This window comes from Nitrosospira sp. Nsp14, from assembly GCF_900113575.1.
In the GTDB taxonomy this organism is placed as follows: Bacteria; Pseudomonadota; Gammaproteobacteria; order Burkholderiales; family Nitrosomonadaceae; genus Nitrosospira.
This window is the reverse complement of record NZ_FOPV01000005.1, coordinates 20,464-45,419: the sequence shown is the minus strand read 5'-3', so window position 1 is coordinate 45,419 and position 24,956 is coordinate 20,464. Positions and strand designations below refer to the sequence as shown.

21 protein-coding genes are annotated in these 24,956 nt (G+C 55.1%); 8 read left to right on the top strand and 13 right to left on the bottom strand.

Translation table 11 applies throughout. The annotated features are described in order from the left end of the window. Window positions 1-34 precede the first annotated feature (34 nt). Window positions 35-604: a hypothetical protein gene (locus BM022_RS15405; protein WP_091137282.1), complete on the top strand. Its 570-nt coding sequence runs from the start codon at window positions 35-37 to the stop codon at window positions 602-604. Between the two features lie 146 nt (window positions 605-750). Here the strand turns inward: BM022_RS15405 and BM022_RS04600 are convergent, their stop codons facing one another. From BM022_RS04600 to BM022_RS04580, 5 genes are all read right to left on the bottom strand, one after another. Next, window positions 751-2,097, bottom strand: coding sequence for a hypothetical protein (locus tag BM022_RS04600; RefSeq protein ID WP_256208931.1), 1,347 nt, complete (start codon window positions 2,095-2,097; stop codon window positions 751-753). 623 nt (window positions 2,098-2,720) lie between these two features. Next, window positions 2,721-3,359, bottom strand: a complete 639-nt coding sequence (locus tag BM022_RS04595; protein WP_091137280.1) for a hypothetical protein — start codon at window positions 3,357-3,359, stop codon at window positions 2,721-2,723. After that, on the bottom strand, window positions 3,356-3,952 hold the full coding sequence (locus tag BM022_RS04590) for an SCO family protein (protein WP_091137278.1): 597 nt from the start codon (window positions 3,950-3,952) through the stop codon (window positions 3,356-3,358). The genes BM022_RS04595 and BM022_RS04590 overlap by 4 nt, the downstream gene beginning before the upstream one ends. A 148-nt stretch (window positions 3,953-4,100) precedes the next feature. Further along, complete coding sequence (locus BM022_RS04585) at window positions 4,101-5,450, bottom strand: YncE family protein (protein ID WP_256208929.1); 1,350 nt, start codon at window positions 5,448-5,450, stop codon at window positions 4,101-4,103. Window positions 5,451-5,646: 196 nt separating this feature from the next. Next, window positions 5,647-5,937 carry a hypothetical protein gene (locus BM022_RS04580; protein ID WP_091137277.1) on the bottom strand — a complete coding sequence of 97 codons (291 nt, stop codon included), beginning with the start codon at window positions 5,935-5,937 and terminating at the stop codon, window positions 5,647-5,649. Window positions 5,938-6,924: 987 nt separating this feature from the next. On the opposite strand from BM022_RS04580, the gene BM022_RS04575 reads away from it, so the two are divergent. Together BM022_RS04575 and BM022_RS04570 are read left to right on the top strand one after the other, a co-directional pair. Continuing rightward, a complete protein-coding gene (locus BM022_RS04575) occupies window positions 6,925-8,589 on the top strand; it encodes a hypothetical protein (RefSeq protein WP_091137275.1) in 1,665 nt (554 codons plus the stop codon). A gap of 405 nt (window positions 8,590-8,994) precedes the next feature. Then, a complete protein-coding gene (locus BM022_RS04570; RefSeq protein ID WP_091137274.1) occupies window positions 8,995-9,594 on the top strand; it encodes a DUF1579 domain-containing protein in 600 nt (199 codons plus the stop codon). 257 nt (window positions 9,595-9,851) lie between these two features. On the opposite strand, the gene BM022_RS04560 is transcribed toward BM022_RS04570, so the two are convergent. Together BM022_RS04560 and BM022_RS04555 are read right to left on the bottom strand one after the other, a co-directional pair. Beyond that, window positions 9,852-11,168, bottom strand: a complete 1,317-nt coding sequence (locus tag BM022_RS04560) for a ribonuclease H-like domain-containing protein (RefSeq protein ID WP_091137271.1) — start codon at window positions 11,166-11,168, stop codon at window positions 9,852-9,854. Further along, window positions 11,165-13,672: a DEAD/DEAH box helicase gene (locus BM022_RS04555; RefSeq protein WP_218146828.1), complete on the bottom strand. Its 2,508-nt coding sequence runs from the start codon at window positions 13,670-13,672 to the stop codon at window positions 11,165-11,167. The genes BM022_RS04560 and BM022_RS04555 overlap by 4 nt, the downstream gene beginning before the upstream one ends. A gap of 407 nt (window positions 13,673-14,079) precedes the next feature. Here BM022_RS04555 and BM022_RS04550 point away from each other — a divergent pair, with 407 nt between their 5' ends. Then, window positions 14,080-14,397: a hypothetical protein gene (locus BM022_RS04550; protein WP_256208947.1), complete on the top strand. Its 318-nt coding sequence runs from the start codon at window positions 14,080-14,082 to the stop codon at window positions 14,395-14,397. A 424-nt stretch (window positions 14,398-14,821) separates the two neighbouring features. Here BM022_RS04550 and metE read toward each other — a convergent pair whose 3' ends face one another. Then, entirely contained in the window at window positions 14,822-17,116 is a 2,295-nt protein-coding gene (gene metE, locus BM022_RS04545; RefSeq protein WP_091137268.1) for a 5-methyltetrahydropteroyltriglutamate--homocysteine S-methyltransferase, read from the bottom strand. A gap of 120 nt (window positions 17,117-17,236) precedes the next feature. On the opposite strand from metE, the gene BM022_RS04540 reads away from it, so the two are divergent. Further along, entirely contained in the window at window positions 17,237-18,133 is an 897-nt protein-coding gene (locus BM022_RS04540; protein WP_218146835.1) for a LysR family transcriptional regulator, read from the top strand. Between the two features lie 5 nt (window positions 18,134-18,138). After that, a complete protein-coding gene (locus BM022_RS04535; RefSeq protein WP_256208927.1) occupies window positions 18,139-18,876 on the top strand; it encodes an epoxyqueuosine reductase QueH in 738 nt (245 codons plus the stop codon). A gap of 297 nt (window positions 18,877-19,173) precedes the next feature. Here the strand turns inward: BM022_RS04535 and BM022_RS04530 are convergent, their stop codons facing one another. The 4 genes from BM022_RS04530 to BM022_RS04515 form a co-directional block, all read right to left on the bottom strand. Continuing rightward, window positions 19,174-19,608 (bottom strand): SRPBCC family protein, encoded by a 435-nt coding sequence (locus tag BM022_RS04530; RefSeq protein WP_091137263.1) that lies wholly within the window; start codon window positions 19,606-19,608, stop codon window positions 19,174-19,176. A 139-nt stretch (window positions 19,609-19,747) separates the two neighbouring features. Continuing rightward, complete coding sequence (locus tag BM022_RS04525) at window positions 19,748-20,584, bottom strand: aminoglycoside phosphotransferase family protein (RefSeq protein WP_091137262.1); 837 nt, start codon at window positions 20,582-20,584, stop codon at window positions 19,748-19,750. A gap of 82 nt (window positions 20,585-20,666) precedes the next feature. Further along, window positions 20,667-21,797, bottom strand: coding sequence for a hypothetical protein (locus BM022_RS04520; RefSeq protein ID WP_091137260.1), 1,131 nt, complete (start codon window positions 21,795-21,797; stop codon window positions 20,667-20,669). Between the two features lie 251 nt (window positions 21,798-22,048). After that, on the bottom strand, window positions 22,049-22,537 hold the full coding sequence (locus tag BM022_RS04515) for a DUF4385 domain-containing protein (protein ID WP_091137259.1): 489 nt from the start codon (window positions 22,535-22,537) through the stop codon (window positions 22,049-22,051). A 268-nt stretch (window positions 22,538-22,805) separates the two neighbouring features. On the opposite strand from BM022_RS04515, the gene BM022_RS04510 reads away from it, so the two are divergent. Together BM022_RS04510 and BM022_RS04505 are read left to right on the top strand one after the other, a co-directional pair. After that, a complete protein-coding gene (locus BM022_RS04510) occupies window positions 22,806-23,204 on the top strand; it encodes a hypothetical protein (protein WP_091137257.1) in 399 nt (132 codons plus the stop codon). Beyond that, the gene (locus BM022_RS04505) at window positions 23,182-23,346 is read left to right on the top strand and encodes a type II toxin-antitoxin system RelE/ParE family toxin (RefSeq protein WP_091137255.1); all 165 of its coding nucleotides are present in this window, start codon (window positions 23,182-23,184) and stop codon (window positions 23,344-23,346) included. Before BM022_RS04510 ends, BM022_RS04505 begins: the two co-directional genes overlap by 23 nt. A gap of 394 nt (window positions 23,347-23,740) precedes the next feature. Here the strand turns inward: BM022_RS04505 and BM022_RS04495 are convergent, their stop codons facing one another. Next, complete coding sequence (locus BM022_RS04495) at window positions 23,741-24,937, bottom strand: HAF repeat-containing PEP-CTERM protein (RefSeq protein ID WP_091137253.1); 1,197 nt, start codon at window positions 24,935-24,937, stop codon at window positions 23,741-23,743. Window positions 24,938-24,956 lie beyond the last annotated feature (19 nt).

Below are 24,956 nucleotides of genomic sequence, written 5' to 3'. Positions count from 1 at the left end.
GTTCGATTTCGCGTGCCTGAAAACGGGAGTTCCTGTGGAAAAACTCAAACGGTTATGTCTCGCATGCTTGGTGGCCGCGCTGCTGGGATTAAACTCGACGGTCCCCGCGTTAGCCCAGGATGGCGGAGATGATGGCGGCTCCGATGATGGAGGGTTTGAGGACGGCGGAATGGACGAGCCGGGGGACGGCGACAACGATCAGGACAAGGACGGCGATGGGCAGCCGGATAAGGATGGGGATGGGCACGGCCATAAGGGAGGGCACGGACACCATGGAAAACATCATCACCATCATGTCCATCCATATTATGGCGGCTGGCCGGCCTGGGGTTTCGGCTTTGGTGCGTTCGGCTATATGCCGCCCTACTACCCGCCCGCGTATTACGGCTATCCGCCCGCAGCCGGCAGGTTCGTTCCACCCGCGGTATACATCGAGCGAAAAGACGTGGCCCAACCGGCCCAACCTGCTACCGGATCTCAAGGGAATTACTGGCATTACTGTCGCTCTGCCGAGGGCTACTACCCCTACGTCAAGGAATGTCCGGACGGCTGGGAGCAGGTAGCGCCAACCCCGCCGCAAGCCGGCACGGAAGATCAGGAATAACGTTACTCGCGCTGAACGAGGAACTGCGGGAGTGGATTTAGCGTAGCCGAAACCCGCCGAAACCTATATCTAACCTACCTAACCTGGCCTCGTCCGGTGCCTGGAACCGGACGTGGGGTTGGGCATCAAGGCAGCGAACAAGCGGGTCACATTTGCAGCTGGAATGACAGTTTGAAAACATCCACCTTGTCGCCCACCACATCAGGCGCATAATTGGTACCTTTGGTCCGCAGATCTCCGTGCTGGTAGTAGGCTGAAATACGCGCATTAAAGCCATTGATAATATAGTTTACACCCGCCTCGACTTCCTCCCGTTTGCTGCTGTGGTCAGGTTGAATACTGGTAAACCTTCCGTACGGCTGGAGTTGTCCGATTCCTATGTGGGCGGGTATCAAATAAAGTCCTGTTACCGTCCACGATTGCCCATCGAATATGCAAAAACAATCCGGGTTGGCAAAGGCCAGGGGGGAATAATTGGCGTAGAACTTTTTGTATTCTCCATTGACAGTAACTACGCCCGTATTTCGCGGTAAAACTTTTTCCAACAGGATATCGCCGACAAGACCGAGGAAATCGCTGGGATGGGCGAATGATCCCGCGCCATCCTTTTGGTAGGACGTGCCGACTGCAGCTGCGAGAATATCCCCCGCCTTTCCGAAATAAGTACTGCGGGTATAAAAGCCCGGATTGATTTCAGGATTAAGGAAGTTATACGTCAGGCGCCCGGCAAAAGACACGCTGTTTTCCTGGTTGGGTCCCATGCGCATGGGCGTAGATGACTGGAGTCCCCGATAGATACCGCCAGCATACCCGAGCGTGCCGCGAACAAACCCTGGCTCGAGGTTACCCCAAAAAGTGACGCCTTCATCATGGCCATAACGCCCTGCCCCGCCGCTGCCAAATTTTGTGCTGAAACCCTGCGGAAAAGATGGCGTCTTGAAGGGGTCATGGGTCGCCTGGTGAAAAGGTCCGGCCAACTCGCCCCGCTCTGTGGGGATCTGCATGCGTCCGCCCCAGACATTGATATACCGGTTGAATTCCACCTTTCCTATGGCCGCCAGGACCGTATAGGACATCTTGGGATTGTCTCCCGGATCGGTGTTATTGCAGAAAGTACAATCGGTGTAGCTTTCAAATTTGATATATTTATGGATCTGCCCGTTTAGAAAAACACGGGCATTGTCGATGCTGAAAAGCGTCTTGAAATTATCCGCCGACGGGTTCTCCACCCACACGCCCGAGCCGCGAAAGCCGGCGCCGAGGGTGATCCACCGGCTGTCATCGATAGCCCATTTAGGTTTGATTTCCGGATGGCCCAGGCCGTTCATCGCGAACGCCTCCGGCAGGAACGACAGAAAACCTGCCGCCAGCGCCAATCTTGCGGCCCTGACGTAAAAATTGCGGGCCTTCCTGTTTGGATCGAACTGTACTACCAGGTGTTTTCTCGCCCGCTTTCCTGATACATCCTGCATTTTCCTGATGGCACTTCTCATTCGTCGTCTCCCTGAGCATTAATGATAGAAAGCCGCTGAATTCCGACGGTTGTCGCATTGACAGTCCTGCGACATGACGCTTGTATGCCAAAGCGGCCGAATCAGCGAAATAAAAGTCAGTAGCTGCCTTCTCTGCCGGTTCATAGGCTGCTGCGATTGGACGAGCGTGGCAAAAGGTCAGGCGGGAAACCATCACCATCGTGTTCATCCCGTTGCCATCGGCCGGCTGCAAGACCCTTGAGGCGGGCACCAGCATGCTTACTGAAAAAAAGAAGCCCGGTACAGAACTCGTTCCCCCTGGACCGGGCTGGCGTGTCACCCATCGGATAAACGCCTAAGGCATCTATCAAGGAGAGGAGATAGACACCGCGATAAATATCTCATAAAAATATGTCAAGATGATGACGTTGTCATTATATGGGATAATAACAAAGAACAAATAGTCATTAAGACCGAACGAATATCCGGGAATAACGAAGGCGCAGGCCGGGAAACGGAACCGTTTTGAGGTGGCGCAGGCGGAAGAACTATAAGCGGGAATGACTAGCTCAAACGCGTCTCCCGATGGGGATTCGAGAAGATTGAAACCGGCGGGGAAATCAGAATGGTCATTTTTTAAGCGATCACTGAGCTGATCGCAATCCGCGCGGCGTGCAAATTTTATTCAACAAAGTAATGGCGGAAAACCGCTTCTCCCCGGCACGGCCTTTTCGTGCCTGATCGTATACGTCGCCGACGATCAAAGTATTTCCCTGTATGCTCGCTTTAACGGTGTAGGCATCAAAGCTGAAATCGCCGCCAAAATCGATCCAGTCGACAGGCACCGTGAATTCCGCCCCACGAAATATGTGCCGGACATCAGATCCCGCCTGCAGGCTGGGCTCCGTGGATACTGTCAGCACCTTTGGCAACGTTTGGCTTTCAGCTTGCAGGCTGCCCTCATATATCAATACCCTACCCCCTTTTTTCTTGCTCACCGGGATAAAAAGAACATAAGCCTTTTCGTGCAAAATCTGCAGGAGCAAATAATCGTCGCCCCCGCCATCGATTCCGTCGATTCGTTCTCCCCTCGTCTTCACCTCAAACACGAGGCGATTATCGGGGGAAACATCTGCCGTCACCCGCAGGATATCGAGCTCGGGGGAAACAGACCTGTCCATGGACGATATGATCATCCGGGGATCCGGCTCCACTTGCATGGCCGATACGGATAGCCCCCCTATCATAGAGCACAGCAATACGAGTAATTTGGCCCACTTCATGACTTGAACAATTCCTTGTTTTCCCGGAATATCCTTGCCATGCTATCGGCATCTTTTAACGCATCGAATATGACCCTGATTTTCCCTTCAGGATCGATCAGGAATGCCGAAGTGCTGTGATCGACCTGGTAATTATTCTTGTTGCCGGCATTCTTCGTATAGAAAATCGTTTCCACGCTGAAAGCCGCCTTGAACCGCTCCAGTTCTTCCCCTTCGAAGCGTAAATATGAAATGTCAGGCCCAAAGTTTGTGGTGTATTTGGCCAGAATCTCATTCGTGTCCCGCTCCGGGTCCACGGTGACGAACGTGCCATCCAGCTTGATTTGCTCCCTGGTCGCCGCCTTCATCAGCATGGATAGATTGGAGAGCGAAACTGGACAAACATCCTTGCAATGCGTAAATCCAAAAACAACGAGTTGCCACTGGCTGCCATCCAGAGCGTGTGCTTGCCGCAAATGAGTAACCGTTTCCGCTTGCAGAGACACCGGGCGGCGCAGGACAATTGTTGCCGCGCTGCCATTGGCTTGGCAAAAAAGAAAGAATATGGCCACAGCGGCGAGAAAGCGCTGTTTCCGTAGGATCCTCTGCTTCATTCAGTTCATCCTTCCTGAATCAATCTGGTAATCTTTTATTTTCAGACTTGAAGCGGTCCACCATGGATCGCATCCATGGTGAGTCATGGCGGAAAACCAGGTGGACCAGCTATGAATACAGCTAAGACCGGCTAAAACCTGCCAAAACTCAGCGCAGCCCACCGGCGGCGTAAATGCCATGTGGTTGCACCAGACCGTCGCTCGGACCCCACGCCTTGGTGACCGTATCGGTCGCGGTATCGATCTTTATCACGTAGCCCGATACCCAGCTTGCCACCATCAGGAAACGGTTATCCGGAGTCGGGCTGATCGTATGAGCAACGGTGTATCCCGCCGGCAATTCGAAGCCCGGCTTGAGCCTTTTGATGAAGCGCGGCTTTTCGCGGTCGGACAGGTCAAAAACGGAAATGTAGCCGTCATTGGCGAAGGTGGGGTCAAGCGTATCTTCCTCCGCGATATAGAGTTTGCCGTTCACCACCGCCAGATCGGAGGCGGAGCGGAACACGCCTTTGCCATTGACCTGATCGGTATGGTCGAGAATCTTTTTTGCCGTTCCCGCCACTGAATCGATCAGCCACACGCTGGGCGGAATGATGTGATTGGTGCTTGAAGGGGTCAGCGAAGTCTTATCGAACTGCATGGAAGCGGTGAGCGCATAGCGTTCATCCAGCCAGTACACGAAGTGGGTGAAAGCGGCATGCTTTTTCTCATTTCCGAGCATGATCTGGCCGACCGTCTCCAGGGCGCCGGTTTCCCGGTTGGATTTATATACATCGATCACGCTGTTGTCGAAAAAGTACCCTGTGCCAAGTCCAACGGTGCCCGACTTGTTGAAATTCACGCCATGTGTCTGCTCGGTGTATCCGGGAATGACAATGGGGTCCACGCTCGCCAGTTGGTTCAGCTTGTGATTGACCACGCGCACCCTGTTCGAGGTGAATTCCGTGAAATAAAGATAATCGGAATAGGGCAATATCGTGGGACCATGAATCTGGGTTCCCCTGCCAATTACCCAGTTGGGGACCGCCTGGACGGGATTGACCGGCTGTACGAACGGCAATTCCGATGGCGTATTCGGGACATCGACCGGCAACACCGAATCCACTGTCAGAGAAACCAGGCCCGAATGCCAGTCGATATGATTGACGTTGAGGGCAATGATGTAGGAAGCATGTTCCGCCGTATTATCCGACGTTATATAGATGCGGTTCCCCTCAGGCATGACAACAGTATGCTGTAACGGAACGTTTCCCGGCCACCCGGGTATGCTTTGCGGATCGATTGTTATCAGTTTGTCATTTTCATAATTGAAGAGATAGAGCATCCGCGTATGATAGTCGATGGCGGTCGCCACGGGCTGCAGATAATTATTGTAGATATTCGGGGACTGAACGGGTGTCCACGGCGATTGGTCGTTACCGCTCGCGCTGACAGCACCGCCTGATAGCATGGCCGCGCCCATCGCAGCCACCGAAACCAGATTAAAAAATCGCTTCATTACAATCACTTTAACTCCCTATTGACGATATTTTTATTTATTAAATTCCCGAGTGCCTGAAAATCATCTTTCAGGCGCTCAGGAAAACCAGATCGAGATACTTACTACAGTTATGACGTACCAGACTTGAAAATCACCATCTTTCGATGGATTTTGTCGATTCCGCCATGAAGCGGAACCGCAAAAACGGACGAGATCAGTAGACGCTCCCAGATGACGGCGCGCCCACCCCGGAACTGTCTGAATTCACGCTGCTTTCATATGTCTCACTAATATGCGGAGCAATGACCTGAACATCGTTTGTCGAATCCCGCGCAATCTTTCGTGTTTCTTCCAATTTGACATATTCGTGATTCTTGGTTACTTCTCCGCTCTGCTCTGTTTCCGCTGGCGGAAAATAAGGCCGCACTCCGTGCGCCTGCACTCCCATAATGGGCATAAAACCAAGCATTCCGACGATCAATAATTTCTTGTATGAAGCTTTCATAAAACCTCCGTAGTATAGGAAACAGCGTTCTGACATATCTTCCGAATAGCCGGATAAAAGCATCGTTTATGTCAAATGAAACCACATCAAAAACCTGATACTCTTGGCGCTCTCCTGCGCCACGATCGCACAACCTTATCGATGCCTTTCGAACGGCCGCGCATAGGCGCGCTTCACTTCTTCCTGACAGCAATCCCGACTTCAGCACGTCGGCTTTTTGTTTATTGTTATTGATTGTTTCAGCCCCTGCCCCCTACCGGCAAAGACTGTTTTTCAGCAGATGGGTCTTCTTTGGAAGCCCGCGGAACGGGTTTCTGAGACCTATGAACCTGGCCAGATAATCAATCAGGATATTTAACAGCGGCGATAATTACACAGCCGTATGACTCAGCTATGAACCGCGTCATAGTCCATTAGTGCGGGAGGCATATAGTCTGCCCGTATGAGTACTAGATCTATGTGGTTGGCAGTAATAAAGAATCTGATCTGTCCTCTTTTAAATGAAATATTACCGCTGGGGGATAACCTGAAATAAGAGCGTTTTCCGGAAGGTTTCAAGACCTAAAGGTCGCAAGGTCTGAAGTGGGAAGATGGGAAGGTAGGACGTGTTACCAGCCCATTAGGACATTTTTGCCCTCAAATGTTGCTTCCAGGCATCGTTAATTCCATTCGAAGGGCTTGTGACCTGCTAGAAGAACGAATCCCTGCCCTGCCTCCATAGGACAATTCAAGAACCATCATTGATGAACATCAAACTCATGCATAGAGTTGGCGGACGCGGATAATGCCATGGCCAATCTTGCTGTCTTTTAGATTGTGTACGTCGGCGCATGACCGGCTGGACCGGATCGCGATTCGATAGGGCGGCTGGGACCGTAACATCATTCCATATATTCCGTATATGCCAAGCCCGCGGTTTGGATAGCCTGGCCCCTGCTATGCTAGGCTAATGGCAATGATCCAGTTCTCTCAACACACAAGGATGAGATGAATCCCACTGAACCGCTTCAATTGGCAAGCGTCGAAAAATTCAGGGAAATCGCCCTTTGGCCGGTGCAGCTATTGCCGCGTTATGAAGGAACCCAGATACAAAACCATTGGGAATGTCTGAATGCGACAAGCGCTGATTCTGTCTGGAATGAGGTGGTGGACGAGTTCGGCGGCGACCCGGGTGAATTCAAGGAAAGGCACTACAAGGAATTCGTAACCTTCCTGCCATTTGTACAGCGTTTTTTATATGGCGAGGGTACGGGCAGCGACGAAAAGTCCGGACGTTCCCCAATTCATGTGTTTCGCCGCAGTGATATTGCGCAGGTGCGAATTACCCTTCCCGGCGATACTGCGCCCATGTCGTTCGATGTCGCGCACATCGACCTGTATTTCTTTTATGACATAGACATTGCAATCCTGGTGGTGGAAATCGCCGGCGAAAAATTGTCGTTGCGGCAGGCGCTTGATACCTTGTACCGCTTCGGGCGCACTTACCCCACCCACTGGGAGCCCAGCAGCCGTGGCGGGCACTGTGCGGAGCGGGTTGAGTGGCTCTCTCATAGTGGTGCTGTCCTTGCTGTGTCGGACTATGAGAACAAGGGGCGATATCTGCGCTTTGTCAGCGAACATCGGGCTCCGTGCGTCGCGTCCCATTGGGAATTTCTTATGGAACCTCTGGTGCTTTATCAATCGCCGCGGGAGGGGAACGTTCGTTACCGGGAAATCGAATATCAACGCATGCCGTTGATGAGTTACCTCGCTTTGGACGAAACCAGTCGGCTGACCCGCGGTGATCTAGTGAGATTCGGGTTGGTCACGGGCCCAGGGAATGCGCAGACGCTACCCTTTTCAGAGCGGTTCCTTGAGGATTTCGAGCGACGCTATTGCTACGATCGCTATTGGGAAGAAGGACGGGAGCACGATTTCAACAATGTGCGCCTGATTTCCAACGGCCATGATTTTACGATGGTAGGCGAAGCATCCGAACCGTTCTTCACTGAGGCGGAAAGCGGCATGTTGGGACAGTTCCGCCATCAGTATTTTCTGTTCTTTCTGATTACGCATTTTCACAAGGCCGCCTTGCTAATGCTCTCCAACCGGCTCGTTGCCGAGCTTAGCCAGATGGATATTCGCCAGCCCAAGTCGGTGCAAACCTTCAGGCGCGACATAAAGCAACTAACAGAGATTTTTTTGCGGTTCACCCATCGTTATTGGTTTCATGAAGTGTCTGACCAGGCGCAGGCTCGCGATCTGTTTAGCATGATGGGAAAGCACCTCGGTACCGACGAACTTTACAATCGTACTCGGGTGCGTATCCTGGACATGAATGATTATCTGGAAAGAGACCAGTTGCGGCGACAAACGGATTCGGTCGTGCGGCTGACTGTGGTAACCACGTTCGGCCTGATCGGTACGGTGACCACCGGTTTTCTGGGAATGAACGTGATCGCTGCCGCCGACAATCCGCTCGGCACCAAGCTCCTCTACTTCATGCTGGTATTCATTCCATCTGTTGCATTGACGGTTTACACGGTCGTGAAATCGAAACGACTTGCAGAGTTTCTCGAAACGCTTGCCAATGAGCGCTTAACCAAGCGAGACAAGCTGAAACTCTTTCTCGATATCTGGAAGAAAGAGCGGCGCGCCTCCCGGCAGTCATAACGACGTCATTGGCGATCAGTTTCTGAGACTGCGCTGCGGTCTCGCTGGCGGTCTACACGGTTGTGAAATCGGGACGGCTTGATCGGTCAGCGTCCGGTTCTATTTAGGTCTTCACACGCACGGATTCTCACAGGAATGGTCAAGCGAAGGCGGCCGACGTTAGTTCCTGGATCACCCCTTAAAGTAAGGCGAGACTGAGGAGTTCACTAATCCTGGGCTATTCTGCATGAGACCGCACAGAGATGTTCTTAAATAACAGTAATATAATACCAACGGCAGTTTTTTCCCCTATGTACTCGTTACCCTAGCGGCTACGCCCAGGAAGTAACAAAAACGTGGACAAAGGCGGTATGGAAATTGCGAAATTGGTGCCATCAACCGATTCACTCTATAAAGGAGGATACTATGCGACCCATACAACTTACCCTCGCTACTCTCTACGTTGTGCTGATGACATCGGTTGCTTACGCGAAGGATGACAAGGCGGCGCAACCTAGGGACCCGCAGGCCGAGATGGAACTCTATAAGAAACTGGCCACGCCCGGCGAACCCCATAAGCTGTTAGCCAGCCTTGCCGGAAGTTGGACTACCAAAACGAAAGAATGGATGGAACCCGGTAAACCGCCGGTCGAATCCACCGGTTCCGCAGAAATGAAGATGTTGCTGGACGGCCGTTTTCTTCAGCAGGAATACAGCGGCCAGATGATGGGGCAGGCCTTCTCCGGACTTGAGATAATCGGCTACGACAATCTTCTCAAGCACTATGTAACGTCCTGGATGAGTACCATGGGTACCGGTACCTTCATCATGGAAGGTCCGGCGAGCGCCGATGGCAAGACCATCACGTTGAAGGGAAAACATGCCGAGCCGGGCGGAGGACACATGACCCATCGCGCCGTCTGGACGATTGTCGATAACAATACCCAGACGTTTGATATGTTCGGGACTCATCATGGTGGTAAGGAAATGAAGATGATGGAGATCATTTACACAAGAAAACCATAGTGCGAGGAAATAGCGACGCCCGCGTGCTCAATGCCGGTTGATCGGCAACTGGCTGCTGCCAAGCGCTGTAACCAGGTTTGAACATTGACCGGATGCTTTTGCGGCATCGGTCGCGATTAAGGTCGAGGTCGATAGTGGAGTGATTCATCGCCAAGATAGCTTCCGCGTCGGGGTAGGCCATCAGACCCCGACGTTTCCCCCGGGGTTTCCCCCCAGGTTTCTCCTTTGCTCCCGCGGTTCTCTCCATTACACATTCTTCATGCCTTCGGCCTCGCCAGCCGCTGGCACAGCCGATCGCGCCGCTTTGCATGAATGTGGCTGGCAGGGTCCAACCGTAGCAATTCCTCCGCCAGTTCCAGCGCAGCCTCGAACTCACGTGTGACATGTTCTTGGTATTTGGCCAGGGCCTCAATCCCCGCAACACAGCTGTTCTGTCTGAGCTGGCGCCAGATGGCGAGCGCCTGTTCGTCCTGGCCCTGCTGCCGGTGCAGCTTCGCCAGGAATAGAAGCGCCGCTTCGTCCAGCTCGCGGCAGGCGCGGGTGAGATGGTCGATGGCATGCGGCGCATTGCCGCGAACAGCATGGCTCTGCGCGATTTTGAGCGCATGGGCCGCTTCGTGCCCAGGCTCGGCGTAGATTCTGGCGATCGTCGCCAGCAGCGCGCCGAGCGACAGCACGTCATGACGGTTGTGCTCCGCGATGGCGTTCAACGATTCCACCCCTCCTCCGCGCACAAAGTCGCTCCAGGCCTGGGGTATCAGGTGACTGGGGAAATCGTCCTCCCGGATAAACCCCAGCAGCCGCCGCTCCGCAGTCTGCAAGCGGCAATCTTCCCACCCGTGCCCGCAGGCGCGGCGTGTAAGATGCAGCAGGTCGATATGGGCCTTGTCCTTGTTCGCGAACGGATCGGCTTGCCGGGCAAGCCGATAGCGGGTAACCAGCAGCGGCACATCGAAACTCTTGCCATTGTACGAAACCAAGTGAGCCGCGGGCCTGATCCAGCCGGAGACCGTCGCCAGCAAAGCTGCTTCCCCCGCGAACCCGGTCAGTATCCATTGCCCGAGCTGCAACTGTTCCGCCTGGATACGCGCAAGGCATACCATGAACGGCAAGGTGCCGGTGCCGCCGGCAAGGCCCGTGGTCTCGGTATCCAGGAACAGCAATCCATCCGGCAGGGCCTCACCCGGCATGCCGAGCGCCGCGAGGGACACTTGCGCCAACTCTGAAAATGCGACCTTGCCATGCCAACTTGCAAGTGGAATATGCTGAATCACCTGGATCAGGCCCGGCGCAATCACGTCACCGCGCAGGTGCGCGGCAACCTCGGCGTCGCTGCGTTTTGCCCGCCGGGATGTATAGGACGAACCGTCGCTCCCGCCGTCGAGGTAAAGGCGCCTCAGGCGGGAAACCAGCGGAACAATAGCGGATGCCGGCTCCGGTAACGGCGCAGCCCGAATCCCGCCGTCATCCGCCCCATCGCGGTTGGTGTCTGTTCTGCCGTCCGCTGTACCGTCGGCATTGGGGTTGGGATTCCTGTTCCCTTTCAGCAGGGCGAGACGCTGGGCCAGGCTCATGGCGTCTCCGGCTCCAATGTTTGGGTTTGGCGCTCACATGAATTCGATATCAGTTTCAGCACCGTGAGGGCAGCCTGCTTGGGGGCGTAACCCCGGCTCTCGTCCGAGGCGAGGATGGGGCCGACGCACGCGGGGCAACCGGACAGGCAGCCGCAGTCCTGCACCAGTTCTATGGTGCGCGAAACGATTTCATGGCGCAGGTCAAACAGCGGCGCGGAAAGGCCGATGCCGCCCGCGTAATTGTCATACAGGAAAACGGTGGGGACGAATTGCCGCTCGTTGATCTCGACTGTTTCGCCTGAGATGCTCCTGGGATTGCCGCGGCCATTCTGGTCGACGCTCGCAAACCAAGTGCCTTCGCCATCGCCCACGGCGCGCCCGAGGTCATGCCGCTCCGATAGCGTCAGCAACGCCGCCACGTGATGCAATGCATAGGCGGCGCCGAGAAACCCGTCCAGCGCCTGCCAGCGGGCATGAAATGCAGCTTCCAGCACGCCGGGATTGACCTGCCACCATACCGCCGTCGTGTGCATCTCGTGATCCGGCAGGTTCACCTTGCCGTAACCGACGTTTTCGTGCGTGTAGTAGCGTATCTTCTTGTAGCCCGCAACGCGGCGCACCAGATGCACCTCGCCGCGGCTGCAAAGCCCACCCGCCTCGTTTGCGGCGCCTATGCCGTTCGTCCCGTTTGCCCCGTTTGCCCCTTTTGACGGCTTATCTTCTTCAAAGCAGTCCAGTATCTTGAGTTTGGTGTAGTCGATCGCATCGGTGTAATAATCGGCCTGCGTGCGGGTGACGAAGGCCTTGCGCCCTTCCCAGTCCAGCTTCTCCACCTGCCACGGGTTGGCCTGGATCAGGTAGATCGCTCCCTCGTACAGCGTCAATGCCGCGCTGGAATAATCGACCTCGGCAATGACGTCCTGCTTGCCGCCAGTCACATCCACCACCACGAAATTGCCGTCCGCCACCGAGCGCAGACTCACGCTGCTGGCGGGATAGCTGTCCGCCATCCAGTGCCAGCGCTGCCCTTCATGATGCAGCACGCCTTGCGATTCGAGATAGCCGAGCATCTCGGCCAGCGGCTCGCTGCCGAAGCGTTCACCGTCCTGGAACGCCAGCTCGAATGCTGCGCAACGGATATGGTCCATCAGGATCAACAACTGGTCGGGATCGATGCAGCCGCGCTCGGGCGAGGCAGCCGTGAAGAATTCCGGATTGCGGATGATGTATTGATCGAGCGGGTCGCTGGTCGCGATCAGCACACCCATCGCGGGCCGATTGCGCCGCCCTGCCCGCCCGAGCCGCTGCCATGTGCCTGCAATGGTTCCGGGGAAGCCATTGAGCAGGCACACATCCAGGCCGCCGATATCCACCCCCAGCTCCAGCGCGTTGGTCGTCACCACGCAGTCGAGCTCGCCTCCCCGCAGCCGCGTTGCGGTATCGCGCCGCGCCGTGGGCAGGTAGCCGCCGCGATAAGCAGCAATGCGCGGCGCCTGGCGTGGGTCGCTGTCGAACACATCCTTCAGGTACTTGGTCAGCACTTCCACCATCAGACGGGTATTGGCGAATACGATGGTCTTGAGCCCCGCTTTGATGGCGCTGCGGGCGATGCGGGTGGTTTGGGAGCGGGCCGAGGCGCGCAGACCGAGATCCGCGTTGATCATGGGCGGGTTCCAGAACAGCAGGTGCTTTTCCCCCGCCGGGGCGCCCGACTGGTCGATCACCCCGACGGGCTGGCCAAGCAGCCCGCTCGCCAGTTCCCCCGGATTCGCGATCGTCGCCGAGCAAAAAATATAGATGGGGCTGACGCCATAGAACCCGCAGATGCGATTCAGGCGCCGGATGACGTTGGCGACGTGCGAGCCGAACACCCCGCGGTAGGTATGCATCTCGTCTATGACCACGAATTTCAGGTTCTCGAAGAACTGCGCCCACTTCGTATGGTGCGGGAGGATGCCCTGGTGCAGCATGTCGGGATTGGAGATGACGATATCCCCGTGGGTGCGCACCGCCTTGCGCGCATCGCCCGGCGTGTCGCCATCGAAGGTGTAAGCACGGATGCCGAGGTTGCCCGCCAGGTTGAGTTCCAGCAGCTCCGCCACCTGATCCTGGGCCAGCGCCTTGGTGGGAAAAAGATAGAGAGCCTTGGACCGCTGTTGCAGCACCGCCTGGATCACCGGCAGGTTGTAGCACAGCGTCTTGCCGGAGGCTGTCGGGGTGACGACGACAACATGCTCGCCAGCCGTGATGCGGTCCCACGCCTCGCGCTGATGGCTGTAGAGTTGCCTGATGCCGCGCTGGATCAAACCCTCGGCAATCCGCGCGTCAAGCCCATCTGGAAATTCCGCGAAACGTGCGGCGCGTGCGGGAATCATGAGCTCACCCGTGATACGCTGCGCATGGCGCCGTTTGAGCGCGGGCACCAGCCCGCTCACGTCGGCCAGCTCCGCCCCCTGCTCCGCCACCGCGCCGCGCTCCCGACCCAGCTCTACCAAATTGTTCAAGTTCCCTCCGGGTACACGCGATAGCCAGCTCAAGCAGCGGGATCACGGCCCCTACCGGGCTACCAGGATCATCGCATGCATGGTTCTATCTGATGAACTGACACAGAACGATTGTTCTGTCTCCCCGATTTAACCAAAAACATGACGTCGCGTCAATGCCGATTGGTGCTCCGGTCCTCTTCAAAGTGCGAATCGCGCGTTAAAGTATTGACCGGCGCTGCCTTGTAATTTCCTGTCGCCAGCCTATAAACGGAGAGAAGGTATGAAAAGGGCATGAAGGAAGCAGCGCCCTCCGCGCTGCGAAGGTTTAAACAAAGAAGCGACCCACGGCAACAAACCCGGTTATCGGCGCAGCGGCAAACCCCTACGAACTGCGCGGTAAACGTCTTCACGTGGTCTATTTGACAATGGGCATAAACGGCAAGCGGCATTTCACCTACCAGGACCTGCAGCAGACACTCAATTTCAGTGGCGCCGAGATCGGTCAGGCCGATAACGAAATCGGCACGCTCGTCACCGTCACAATCCGGATGACAGTCGATACAGGCGGCACCACCTTCAGAATTCTATTGCCCAGAATCAATATTCCGGGGGAACAGATGGTATCCGTCCGTACAATTGGAATTACAACCCTCCACCGGTTCTCGATCGTTCCGGCGAGCGGACAGCGCGATTTTTTTACGGTAACGCGCCTGAGTGGCAGCGCCTCGCGGGTGTTCTTCTAGGTCCTCGAGACTTATTGATGAGCGTTATGTGCGCTGACGCGCAGAAAACTGCTGCGCGGAAGAGTAGTGTTGAAGCTGTTCAAGATTCAGCGATTTTCAACCTATAACTACTATTAAGGAGACGCCATGAACAGCATTATCTGGTGGGTCGGATTGATTGTGGTCATTATCGCCGTTTTGAGTTTCCTGGGATTGCGTTAAAAAAACCAACCTCAATTCATAAGGCCGGAGTTCAGCCGCTTGGCGGCCTTTTCCGTTAGTAGAGGGGCGACATAACCGTAGAAGCAACGAAGTGTCAGTAACACCGAATCGACTAAGGCTACCGCGCCAATGTTGTCCGTGGACCGGGCGGTACACGGACTGAAGCAGTGGACTAGGAAAGGTAAGACTGCTGTTCTCGGCGCGGACGCAAGGAGTGAAACGATCAGGCAACCGTGGCGCGCAAGGTTTTTGCCGCTGCAACGAGGTTAGTCAGCGCCGGAATCACTTCATTCCATTGGCGGGTCTTGAGGCCGCAGTCCGGATTGACCCACAAGCGCTCGGGGGGAATGCGCTCGGCCGCTTTTTTCATCAGCTCGACGATGTGCTGCTCGCTTGGGATGTTGGGCGAATGAATGTCATAGACACCAGGGCCGATCTCGTTTGGATATTTGAAGTTGTCGAAGACGTCTAGCAGCTCCATGTCGGAACGCGAGGTTTCCATGGTGATCACATCGGCATCCATGTTGGCAATTGACGCGATGATGTCGTTGAATTCCGAATAGCACATGTGGGTGTGGATCTGAGTCTCGTCTTCCACGCCGTTGGCAGTGATGCGGAACGATTCGACGGCCCAGTCAAGGTACTCCTTCCACTGCGACTTTCGCAGCGGCAGTCCTTCGCGCAGGGCGGCTTCATCGATCTGGATCACGCGCACGCCTGCTTTTTCCAGGTCCAGCACTTCCTCACGCATCGCTAGCGCAAGTTGGTAGCAAGACACTGAGCGCGGCTGGTCGTCGCGCACAAACGACCAGTTCAGAATTGTGACCGGGCCGGTCAGCATGCCCTTCATGGGTTTGTCGGTGAGGGATTGCGCGTACTTGATCCACTCGATCGTCATGGCCTTGGGGCGGCTGATGTCGCCAAACAGGATGGGTGGCTTCACACAGCGAGAGCCGTAGGACTGCACCCAGCCGAACTGGCTGAAAGCGTAACCATCAAGCTGCTCGCCGAAGTATTCGACCATGTCGTTGCGCTCGGCCTCGCCGTGCACGAACACGTCCAATCCCAGTGCTTCCTGCTCGCGCACACTGCGGGCTATTTCCGCTTGCATGGCTGCCTTGTAAGCCGCCTCGTTAATCTCGCCGGCCTTGAACTGGCTGCGTGCCTGGCGGATTTCCGCCGTCTGTGGGAAGGAGCCGATGGTGGTGGTGGGGAATTTCGGCAGCTTCAGCCGCGCGGACTGCTTGGCAGCGCGTTGGGCATAGAGGCTCTTGCGTTCGCCGAGTTTGCCGTCGATTTTGGCGATGGCCGCCTTGACCGCGGGGTTGTTGACCCGGGGCGAGTTGCGACGCGCTGCGATGGCGGCGCGGTTGATTTCCAGCTCGGCTTGTACCGCGGCGCGTCCCTGATTGAGGGCGGTGGCGAGCACGCTCAGTTCATCGAGCTTCTGCTTCGCGAAAGCGAGCCAGGACTTTATCTCGCCGTCGAGCTTTTGCTCGCTATCCAGATCGACCGGCACGTGCAGCAGCGAGCACGACGGTGCGATCCACAGACGTTCGCCCAGGCGCTCGTGCAGCGGCTGCAGCCAGTCGAGCGCCGCGTTCAAGTCGGTCTTCCAGATGTTGCGACCGTTGATAACGCCCAGCGAAAGGACTTTATTGGAAGGCAGCAGATCGAGCAGGCTCCGCACTTCGCTGCCCGCATTGATCGTGTCGACGTGCAGACCAGCCACGGGCAAGTTGGCGGCCAGATGCAGGTTCCCCTGCAGAGCGCCGAAGTAGGTGGCCAGCAAAAGCTTCACGCGGCAAGACTTGAGGTGGCGGTACGCCAGGTTGAAGGCGTGCGCCCAAGCGTCATCGAGCTCGGTAACAAGCACAGGCTCGTCGATCTGCACCCATTCCGCGCCTGCGGCCGCCAGACTCTCCAGCAGTTCGGCATAGACGGGCAGTAGCCGCTCCAGCAGGGCCAGCTTGTCAGAATCATCCTTGGCTTTGCCCAACCACAAATAAGTAACCGGACCGACGATCACCGGCTTGGCCTTGACGCCCTGCGCCTTGGCTTCCGCCAGTTGCTCCAGTAGACGCGAGGGATCCAGCTTGAACTCGGTAGTAGCGCTGAACTCGGGGACGATGTAGTGGTAGTTGGTATCGAACCATTTAGTCATTTCGCCGGCTGCGACACCACCGCAGCAGTGGGCATGCTCATCGGCCGACTCGGCCGAACGTCCACGCGCCACACGGAAGTAGTTGTCCAGCGCATCCCCGTGAAAGCTGCGCACGCGCTCCGGAAGGTTGCTGAGCGTGAAACTCATGTCCAACACCTGATCGTAAAAGGCGAAGTCGCCGACCGGCACGAGATCCAACGCTGCCTGATCCTGCCAATGCCGGCGGCGAAGCTCGGCGCCCAATGTCTTCAATTCGTCACGAGAAGATTGCCCTTTCCAATAGGATTCGAGAGCGAATTTCAGTTCGCGCTTGGCGCCAATGCGCGGAAAGCCGAGGTTGTGCGTGAGTGTCATGGTGTTTAGCCTTGAGCGAGTGGAAAGTAGCGCCATTCTAGGCCGCATAATTCATGAATAAAAATGGTATTATTTCATCCATCAATTAACCTCACTCATACATAACGATACGGCATGGCCATTCTTGAACGCGACCACCTTGAAATCGTTCGCGCGGTCGAGCAACACGGCTCGTTGACCGCCGCAGCAAAAAAACTGCATCTCACGCAATCGGCGTTGAGCCATGCCGTGCGCAAGCTGGAGGATCAGCTCGGCGTGGCAATATGGCATCGCGAGGGCCGTAGCCTGCGCTCCACACAGGCAGGAGAATATCTACTTGCGGTGGCCAACCGACTGGTGCCACAACTCTTGTATGCGGAGGAGCGCCTCGTACAGTTTGCGCAGGGCGAACGCGGCACATTGCGTATCGGTATGGAATGCCACCCCTGCTACCAATGGCTGCTCAAGCTCGTGTCGCCCTACCTCGCCGCCTGGCCGGCAGTGGATGTGGATGTCAAGCAAAAATTTCAGTTTGGTGGCCTCGGCGCCCTCTTCGGCTATGAAATCGACATCCTGGTGACACCCGACCCGCTCTACAGGACCGGCCTGCATTTCGAGCCCGTGTTTGACTACGAGCAGGTGCTGGGCGTCGGCCCACAGCATCCGCTGCGCCATGCGGCTTACGTACAAGCAGAGCAGCTTGCCGATGAGACGCTGATCACCTATCCTGTCGCTATCGACCGTCTTGATATCTATACGCAGTTCCTGATGCCCGCCGGTATCAGCCCGAAACGGCACAAACCCATCGAGACTACTGACATCATGTTGCAAATGGTCGCCAGCGGCCGCGGCGTAGCCGCACTGCCGCGCTGGCTGGTCGAGGAATATGCCGACAAGCTCGACATCGCGCCAGTTAAGCTGGGCCGACAGGGTATCACCAAGCAGATTTTCCTGGGCATCCGCAATAGCGATGCCGATATTGACTACCTGCGCGCTTTCGTCGAACTGGCGCGTGCGCATCGCAATCAGCCAAGGTGAACGACATGCACCACAAACCAGACTTCAAGCGTAATCCGCTGCCCTTGCCAAATGGCCACGACAAAGTGCTGCTGCATTCCTGTTGCGCGCCATGCAGCGGCGAAGTGATGGAAGCAATGCTCGCCTCCGGCATCGATTTCACCATTTTCTTTTATAACCCGAACATCCATCCACTGAAGGAATACGAACTGCGCAAGAACGAGAACATCCGTTTTGCGGAACAGTTTGGCGTGCCCTTTATCGACGCAGACTACGACCGCGACAATTGGTTCGCGCGCGCCAAGGGCATGGAAAACGAACCGGAGAGGGGCATCCGCTGCACCATGTGCTTCGACATGCGCTTCGAGCGCACCGCGCTGTATGCGCACGAACACGCCTTTCCGGTCATTACTAGCTCGCTCGGCATCTCTCGCTGGAAGAACATGCAACAAATCAACGACAGCGGGCACCGCGCCGCGGCACGCTATCCGGGCCTGCTGTACTGGGACTACAACTGGCGAAAGGGCGGCGGTTCGGCACGCATGATCGAGATCAGCAAGCGCGAGAATTTCTACCAGCAGGAGTACTGTGGCTGTGCTTATTCGTTGCGTGACACCAACAACCACCGCGTCGCAACGGGGCGCGAACGCATCAAGCTGGGCGTACTGTACTACGGACAGGAAACCGGCATTCCGGCGGACCCTGCCACAGCCGAACCGGAGGAGTCTCGTCTGACAGTTGCAACCCAAAGATCGCTTTCGTGACTGCAATCGTCCTGTAGAAGCAAGGATAGATGCTACATCGAGAGCATCGCGCTTGGCACGCGCACACAACAACTCGGGATTGCGTTGCTTCCTATTCGAAGTTCCCGGATTTCCTTTCGTTCGACATATTGCTGAATCACTTCGCGCGTTCTCCCGTGAGCCCGCCACCATCACAATAAAGCGATAGGCGGAGTCTGCGTAGATCGCTGTTAACTACACCCTTCACGTACTCGGTCAGCTTTTCCCCAGCTTCACGGGTATGGGAAACACATAATCTTTGGTGCGCCTTTGATGCTGCTAGCGTTTGGCGCCAAATGCAGCTGCGAGGTCACGGAGAAGAGAACGGTACACGCCGTTCATGTACTCGACCGCATCCGTTGTGTCCGATTCCCACGTTCCAGACCATTCCGCAAACGTGATGTTGTCGTCCGTAACCGGCAACAGATGCAGGTTGCCCACATAATCGTGGATCTCCCTGGATGAGACCGGAGACGGGCCGTCATTAAGGGAGTACATCATCCGCCTGTCGATTGCGCTATAGGCGATAAGCGTATCCAGGAATATGCCGTTCAACAGTCGCCGTGCACCTACTGTGGATCCATCACCCTCACCCACTTTTTCACAGGAAGTAACCAGGGTGGGTGCCCAGGAAAAGTCATGGAAATCACGTATCCTCGACCATACCTCGTCGACCGGAGCAGGCACAATAATGGAGTTGTATACTTTTGGCATGGGCGTGCTCTTCTCTATTTCCGTATGTTAGGGCGCCGACGATAGCCAACGATAGTGGACGCATCGGGCAAACGTTGAGTTTCCAATATTGAATCAGGATTCGCAAAAACCGCTACTGCAGCCTGAGCGCAATTTTTAGTCATGACGCTGTGCGCGCCAGTTCTGCTGCCGCCAGTTCGGCGACCGCGAGAGGGGTTTTTGCCGGCTCCCATTCTCCATCACCAAGAAACCAGGCGGCGGAAAGCCCTGCGTATGCCATAATCCACTTCAATAGCCGTCGCCGCTCGAGACCTGCGGCCTCCGCGACGACGTCAACCTGGCGAGCCAGCCGCCCTGGCGCTGCTGCAATTTCCGCCTCAGGATTGCAGAACAGGTTGGCGTAGTCGAACCCGCGTTCACCGATCAAACCCTTCGGATCGATAGCCAGCCATCCGCGAGGACCGAAGTCGAGGATATTGCCGTGGTGAATGTCGCCATGCAACGGCACGATATCTTGCTGCGCCGCCAGCAGCTCATGTGCGGCTGCGGCGCACTCGGTCAAAATTCCGCCATGCCTTGCTGCGGCAGGCTCCAACTCCCTGAACCATTGCGCAAGCGGAACAAGATCCGCAGTATCCAGATGGGGACGCCCTCCCGGTCTCGGTGTATGCAGCTCAGCGACTACCTGGCAAATGAGCCTGCTGGCATCATCGTCGCGGCCGCCGGGCGCCATATCCTTAGCCATTTCAACGAGCGAAGAAGGACCCTCGGCCCTCTCCAGGAGCAATGCGTCACCATCGTGCGCGAACACTCGCGCCGCCCCCTTCCCATCCCACCACCTCAACAACAACCCACCGAATTTCTCTTGGGCGTCCATCGCTACCTTGAGCATGGCCGGCGCCCCGTCCGCGCGCACCGGCAGAAGCCTGCTGCCGCGAGTGATGATGGGGTCGCCGTCGGGTTCTAACCCCCATCGCTCTAGGTACTCGTAAAACATATTACTCCGTTACCGCTGAGGGCCAGAGTTGAAACTTTTCTTAGTGTTAATATGCTCTAGTCGACTTGCTATCGCGTCTTAATCAGTTTCTGATAAGAAATTGATAAATAAAATTTCCAACAATTCCTGTTGCCAAGGAAAATGCTATAAATGTTAGGGAGTAAAACTCTCCCTTGCTCTTCCCTGCTAATTCATTTATACGATTTGAACCCGCTCTTTTCGTTAAAAGAATATGACTTCGTTCTCCAAAATGCGCCATTACTTTTTTTAGGTAGAACGGGTAAAAGAAGAAGAGACAAGCATTTAGCGCCGTAAAGCCCCATAACACTTGTTTAGCTAATGAGTCCTTAGTATTTTTTACTTGGGATATCGTCCTCAAACTCTCTTTTAAATCTGGGTGTTTAATTAACTTATCAGCGGTGGCTTCCAAATATTCGGGTCGCATTTTTTCCACCGCTATAATAGCGACGGCTGCTTCGGAGCTTAGTCCAGATTGACTTACAGCTTCTAAAAACTTGTAATGTGAAGGCTGATCAGATTTCTTATCTTCTGCAAAAAACATCGATGCGGTCATACCAATCATCATCATCGTCGTCAAAAACAAACTGAATCGTTCCCTTCTATAGAATGTAGAATATATTTTGCGAGCGAGTAAATAGCGTTGAGGCCTTAACAGGGCTACTTGACGAATTTTGTCTTTTAGTAAATTCAGAACCTCAATCCCCCAGGCTTGATTTGTGTGACTAATGGATAAAATCACAGCGCCATCGGTATCTACTTCGTCACCTTTTTTTCCTAACTCCTTTTCGGCGGTCGTTACAAAAGTTAACTCAATCACTTGATTTTCTATTGTTTCGGCGTTTGGATACTTGACGACAATATTCCAGGTAAGGGTTACGCTTTCAGGATAAACATCTCGCGTTTCTAGATATTTGTTTAGTGCCTCTATACCTGAGATTTCGCGTTCCGTATTATCATGGTAGGACACCGTGACCAGAAAATGTTCGATGTGAATATTCTGTTCTTTTTCGATTTTTTTATTGAGAAGATAATAAAACTGCTCTATGTCGTTATGGCTCAAGACGAATGTCAAACCTTCCCTATAATTTAATTTTTCTTTTTTCCCCAGAAAGTTGAGAATCAGGTCAGCAAGCGTTTTTTCGTTTAACTGTAAAGAAAGCTCTTGATTTTTAAATACGCTAACTTCGTTCATGACTACCCCTTGGTTCTGCCTTATTTTGATGTGAAGTATTAGTCTCGCACGGCACCAATCTACTGGTACGCGAGACCGTGGAAGTTTAACGCCATGTAAGGAAAAAAATTCACTGAAAAGACGTCATTGAAGTGGCGAGGCGCCTTAGTAAAGAGCCCGCCATTTGAAATTTGGAATGCGGGAGGCGCATTGACCTGTTGATTCTGTACGGCCACCGGGATCGGCAAATATTCCGGAAGCTTGGATAAGCTTCATCCATATTGCTCCCGCCATGCCTTTTTTCGAGTGGCATATTCCGGATGCGCTTCGGCCTGCTTCCATTTCTGGTGGAAAATCGTTGCGCTTTCCGCTTTCTCCGGGTCGCCGGTACCTCTTTCGCGTAAAGCGTAAGCGTTGTTTTTGTCATACTTGATCCCGCCTTTGTAATTGGCATACCGCCTCGCGCGGGTGTAACCCATCTGCAGGAATTTTCGGGCCATGTCGGCGCCGACGAAATCCCCCGTTTTTAGATACTCTTCGAACATTTGGTAAAGCACCGCGCTGCTCCGGTTTGCCAGTTCGGGTGTCTTGAAACGCCAGTGCGGCGTCAACTCGCTTTTATAGGGCTCGCAGATCAATACGCCCTGCTCGCCTTTACCGACGCGATACGTTTCCGGCTCCTTGCGATAGTCGATATCGGGTTTCCAGGGATAGCTGTGTTTATCGAAATTGAGGTAAGACGGCGTGCGTTGTCTGGTCATGAGTTCCTGTCAGTCTCCCGAACAGGGACGTCGGTCCGCTGGGTGCGACATCGAACGGACGACCTGCGAGCCGCAGAATACTTTTGCCTCAGTGGCATCTGTCCCGGAGCAACCTGAAATGAAAAATGGACTGGCCCGGATTAACCCGGCAGTGTCGCTACACAGAGGCAGCTCGCATCGTGCGGCCCTGGCAGGTATGGCACGTCGCGATGGCGGTCGTTTCCTCACCGGGCACATTTGATCGACTAACTTCATAAGGGTATTTGTCATGCAAGGACGTTCTGAAGGTATCCCAGCCAATCTATTCAGCCTCAGTGGCGATTCCATAAACGTAGAGTACGGGACTGGTACCCTCACTGGTTCGAGTCTCGTCTATCGTGACGACCAGCTGAACCGAAGCTTCGCCAACGAAGAACTGACAGTTGAAAATACGCTACTTGGGCAGTTGGTAACTGTAACACTCAGTCAAATTCCGGATTTGGAAGTGGTGACCTTTACCCTGGTTTTGCCTGCGATTACTGTGACTGACCATAACGTGCCGATAGATGTGGAGGTCGCCGGAATTACGGCCACTCATCCAACCACAATTGCCGGTCCAGGGCCCGGGCAGCAGGCATTTTATTCACTCGTCACACTGATCGGTACTGCCGAGGCGGCCGTATTCTAGAAAATTCGCTGCCGTACTGCCCGGGAATAGGGCCGGACAGTACAGTATCCGCGTCAATATGCAATGGCGCATCTGCTTTACCTGGAACGAGGGGGCAGAAAACGTCAAGATCGTGGACTATCACTTAGGGAGCAAGATATGAAGAACCTGGCAGAACCCATCCGGGAGAAATCCTGGCCGACGGGCTGGAAGCCATAGGCGTGACCGCTGCTGCCCTGACGTGCGAATCGGGGTACCTAAAAACCGTCTTTATGAAATGATCAACGAGCAGCGCGGCATGATATCGCCATGCGCCTGGCGTATTCTTCGGTCCCGGCCCCAATTTATGGATGAACCTGCAAAAATCCTATGAGCTGGCTGTTGCTCAGCAAAAGATCGGGGATACCTGAAAGCCAGAAAGCTTATGATAGAAACGCCGCTACCCCGGCATAGTCGTTTTAGTGTAGCAAAAGGAAGCCATTGTGCAACAATATGCCGGGCGGCATTATTACCTCATTTAGCTGGCAAGAGGGTTTTAAGGAGTCCGGTCGAGTTGTTCAGGCAGCCTTGCGGCGGTGCGCCATGACCCCCCCTATCAAACCCAGGCCGGCCAGCAGCAGGGCGTAGGTTTCGGGTTCAGGGACAGGGGTAGTCACGGCAATAATCTGTCCCACGTTATTGATTCCGGTTGCATTGGTTAGCACAACCCCATCCGGCATATGCACTAACGTATTAAGGTCTGACATACCGACGCCATTAGGGCCGGTCATGAAAGCATGATAAGAACCTGCGGCCGCCCTGGAGTACCCCACCACCTGCCCGGCGTCGTTGATGCCAGAGGCCTCACTGTAACCTCCGCCCAGCGTTCCGAGATCGGTCATGCCCACACCATTGGGACCGGTGATAAAAGCGTGATAAGAACCTGCGGCCGTGATGGACCGCCCCACCACCTGCCCGGTGTCGTTGATTCCGGAAGCGAAACTGTTTTTCCCCCCCAGCGTACCGAGATCGGTCATGCCCATGCCATTGGGGCCTGTAATGACGGCATGCCGATGCAGAAAGTCTCCACCAGTTCCCGCCACCTGTCCGGCAGCGTTAATGCCCGCAGGTTGGACGCCCCCGAATTTTACGTCACCCAAATGGGCAAGGCCCGTCATGCCTACTCCATTGGGACCGGTGATGAAAACATGAGTAGCATAGTTGCCTTTGGGAGGGGGAGGTTCACCTAAACCTACAGGTAGATCGGCGGCTCCCACCACCTGTCCGGTGCGGTTGATGCCGACAGCGTAACTGTTCACTCCCCCAAGCGTACCGAGATTGGTCGAGCCCACGCCATTAGGGCCGGTGATAAAAGCATGTCCGCCAGGTGATTGCAGCGGGCCAAATAATCCCGAAGAATTCAACACCACCTGGCCGGCAGCGTTGATGCCAGAGGCGGAGCTTTCAAATCCATCGAGGCTCCCGAGATCGGTCATGCCCACGCCATTGGGGCCGGTGATAAAGGCGCGCTGACCACCTGGGCCCGTGGAGGAACGGCCCACCACCCGCCCGGCGTCGTTGATTCCGGTAGCATAAGCGTAATCATAGATGCCAGTACCGCCCAAAGTGCCAAGATCGGTTGCCGTCTTGCTGTTGAGGTCGATGAGATATGAATGTTGTACTTGGGCGAAGGCGCTGGTGCCGAAACCCAGACCAGCAGAAAATGCCGCAGCGAGGATAAAGCCAGGGACTTTGAAGCCACGGATGACCTTCATGATGAATCCTCTTCGGTTT

Bases quoted from the DNA above. Each gene is read 5' to 3' on its own strand.
- BM022_RS04495 (WP_091137253.1), bottom strand. From the start codon at position 24,937: ATGAAGGTCATCCGTGGCTTCAAAGTCCCTGGCTTTATCCTCGCTGCG.
- BM022_RS04575 (WP_091137275.1), top strand. From the start codon at position 6,925: ATGAATCCCACTGAACCGCTTCAATTGGCAAGCGTCGAAAAATTCAGG.
- BM022_RS04580 (WP_091137277.1), bottom strand. From the start codon at position 5,937: ATGAAAGCTTCATACAAGAAATTATTGATCGTCGGAATGCTTGGTTTT.
- BM022_RS04570 (WP_091137274.1), top strand. From the start codon at position 8,995: ATGCGACCCATACAACTTACCCTCGCTACTCTCTACGTTGTGCTGATG.
- BM022_RS04535 (WP_256208927.1), top strand. From the start codon at position 18,139: ATGCACCACAAACCAGACTTCAAGCGTAATCCGCTGCCCTTGCCAAAT.
- metE (WP_091137268.1), bottom strand. From the start codon at position 17,116: ATGACACTCACGCACAACCTCGGCTTTCCGCGCATTGGCGCCAAGCGC.
- BM022_RS04585 (WP_256208929.1), bottom strand. From the start codon at position 5,450: ATGAAGCGATTTTTTAATCTGGTTTCGGTGGCTGCGATGGGCGCGGCC.
- BM022_RS04590 (WP_091137278.1), bottom strand. From the start codon at position 3,952: ATGAAGCAGAGGATCCTACGGAAACAGCGCTTTCTCGCCGCTGTGGCC.
- BM022_RS04520 (WP_091137260.1), bottom strand. From the start codon at position 21,797: ATGAACGAAGTTAGCGTATTTAAAAATCAAGAGCTTTCTTTACAGTTA.
- BM022_RS04600 (WP_256208931.1), bottom strand. From the start codon at position 2,097: ATGAGAAGTGCCATCAGGAAAATGCAGGATGTATCAGGAAAGCGGGCG.
- BM022_RS04510 (WP_091137257.1), top strand. From the start codon at position 22,806: ATGCAAGGACGTTCTGAAGGTATCCCAGCCAATCTATTCAGCCTCAGT.
- BM022_RS04550 (WP_256208947.1), top strand. From the start codon at position 14,080: ATGGGCATAAACGGCAAGCGGCATTTCACCTACCAGGACCTGCAGCAG.
- BM022_RS04595 (WP_091137280.1), bottom strand. From the start codon at position 3,359: ATGAAGTGGGCCAAATTACTCGTATTGCTGTGCTCTATGATAGGGGGG.
- BM022_RS04530 (WP_091137263.1), bottom strand. From the start codon at position 19,608: ATGCCAAAAGTATACAACTCCATTATTGTGCCTGCTCCGGTCGACGAG.
- BM022_RS04515 (WP_091137259.1), bottom strand. From the start codon at position 22,537: ATGACCAGACAACGCACGCCGTCTTACCTCAATTTCGATAAACACAGC.
- BM022_RS04560 (WP_091137271.1), bottom strand. From the start codon at position 11,168: ATGAGCCTGGCCCAGCGTCTCGCCCTGCTGAAAGGGAACAGGAATCCC.
- BM022_RS04525 (WP_091137262.1), bottom strand. From the start codon at position 20,584: ATGTTTTACGAGTACCTAGAGCGATGGGGGTTAGAACCCGACGGCGAC.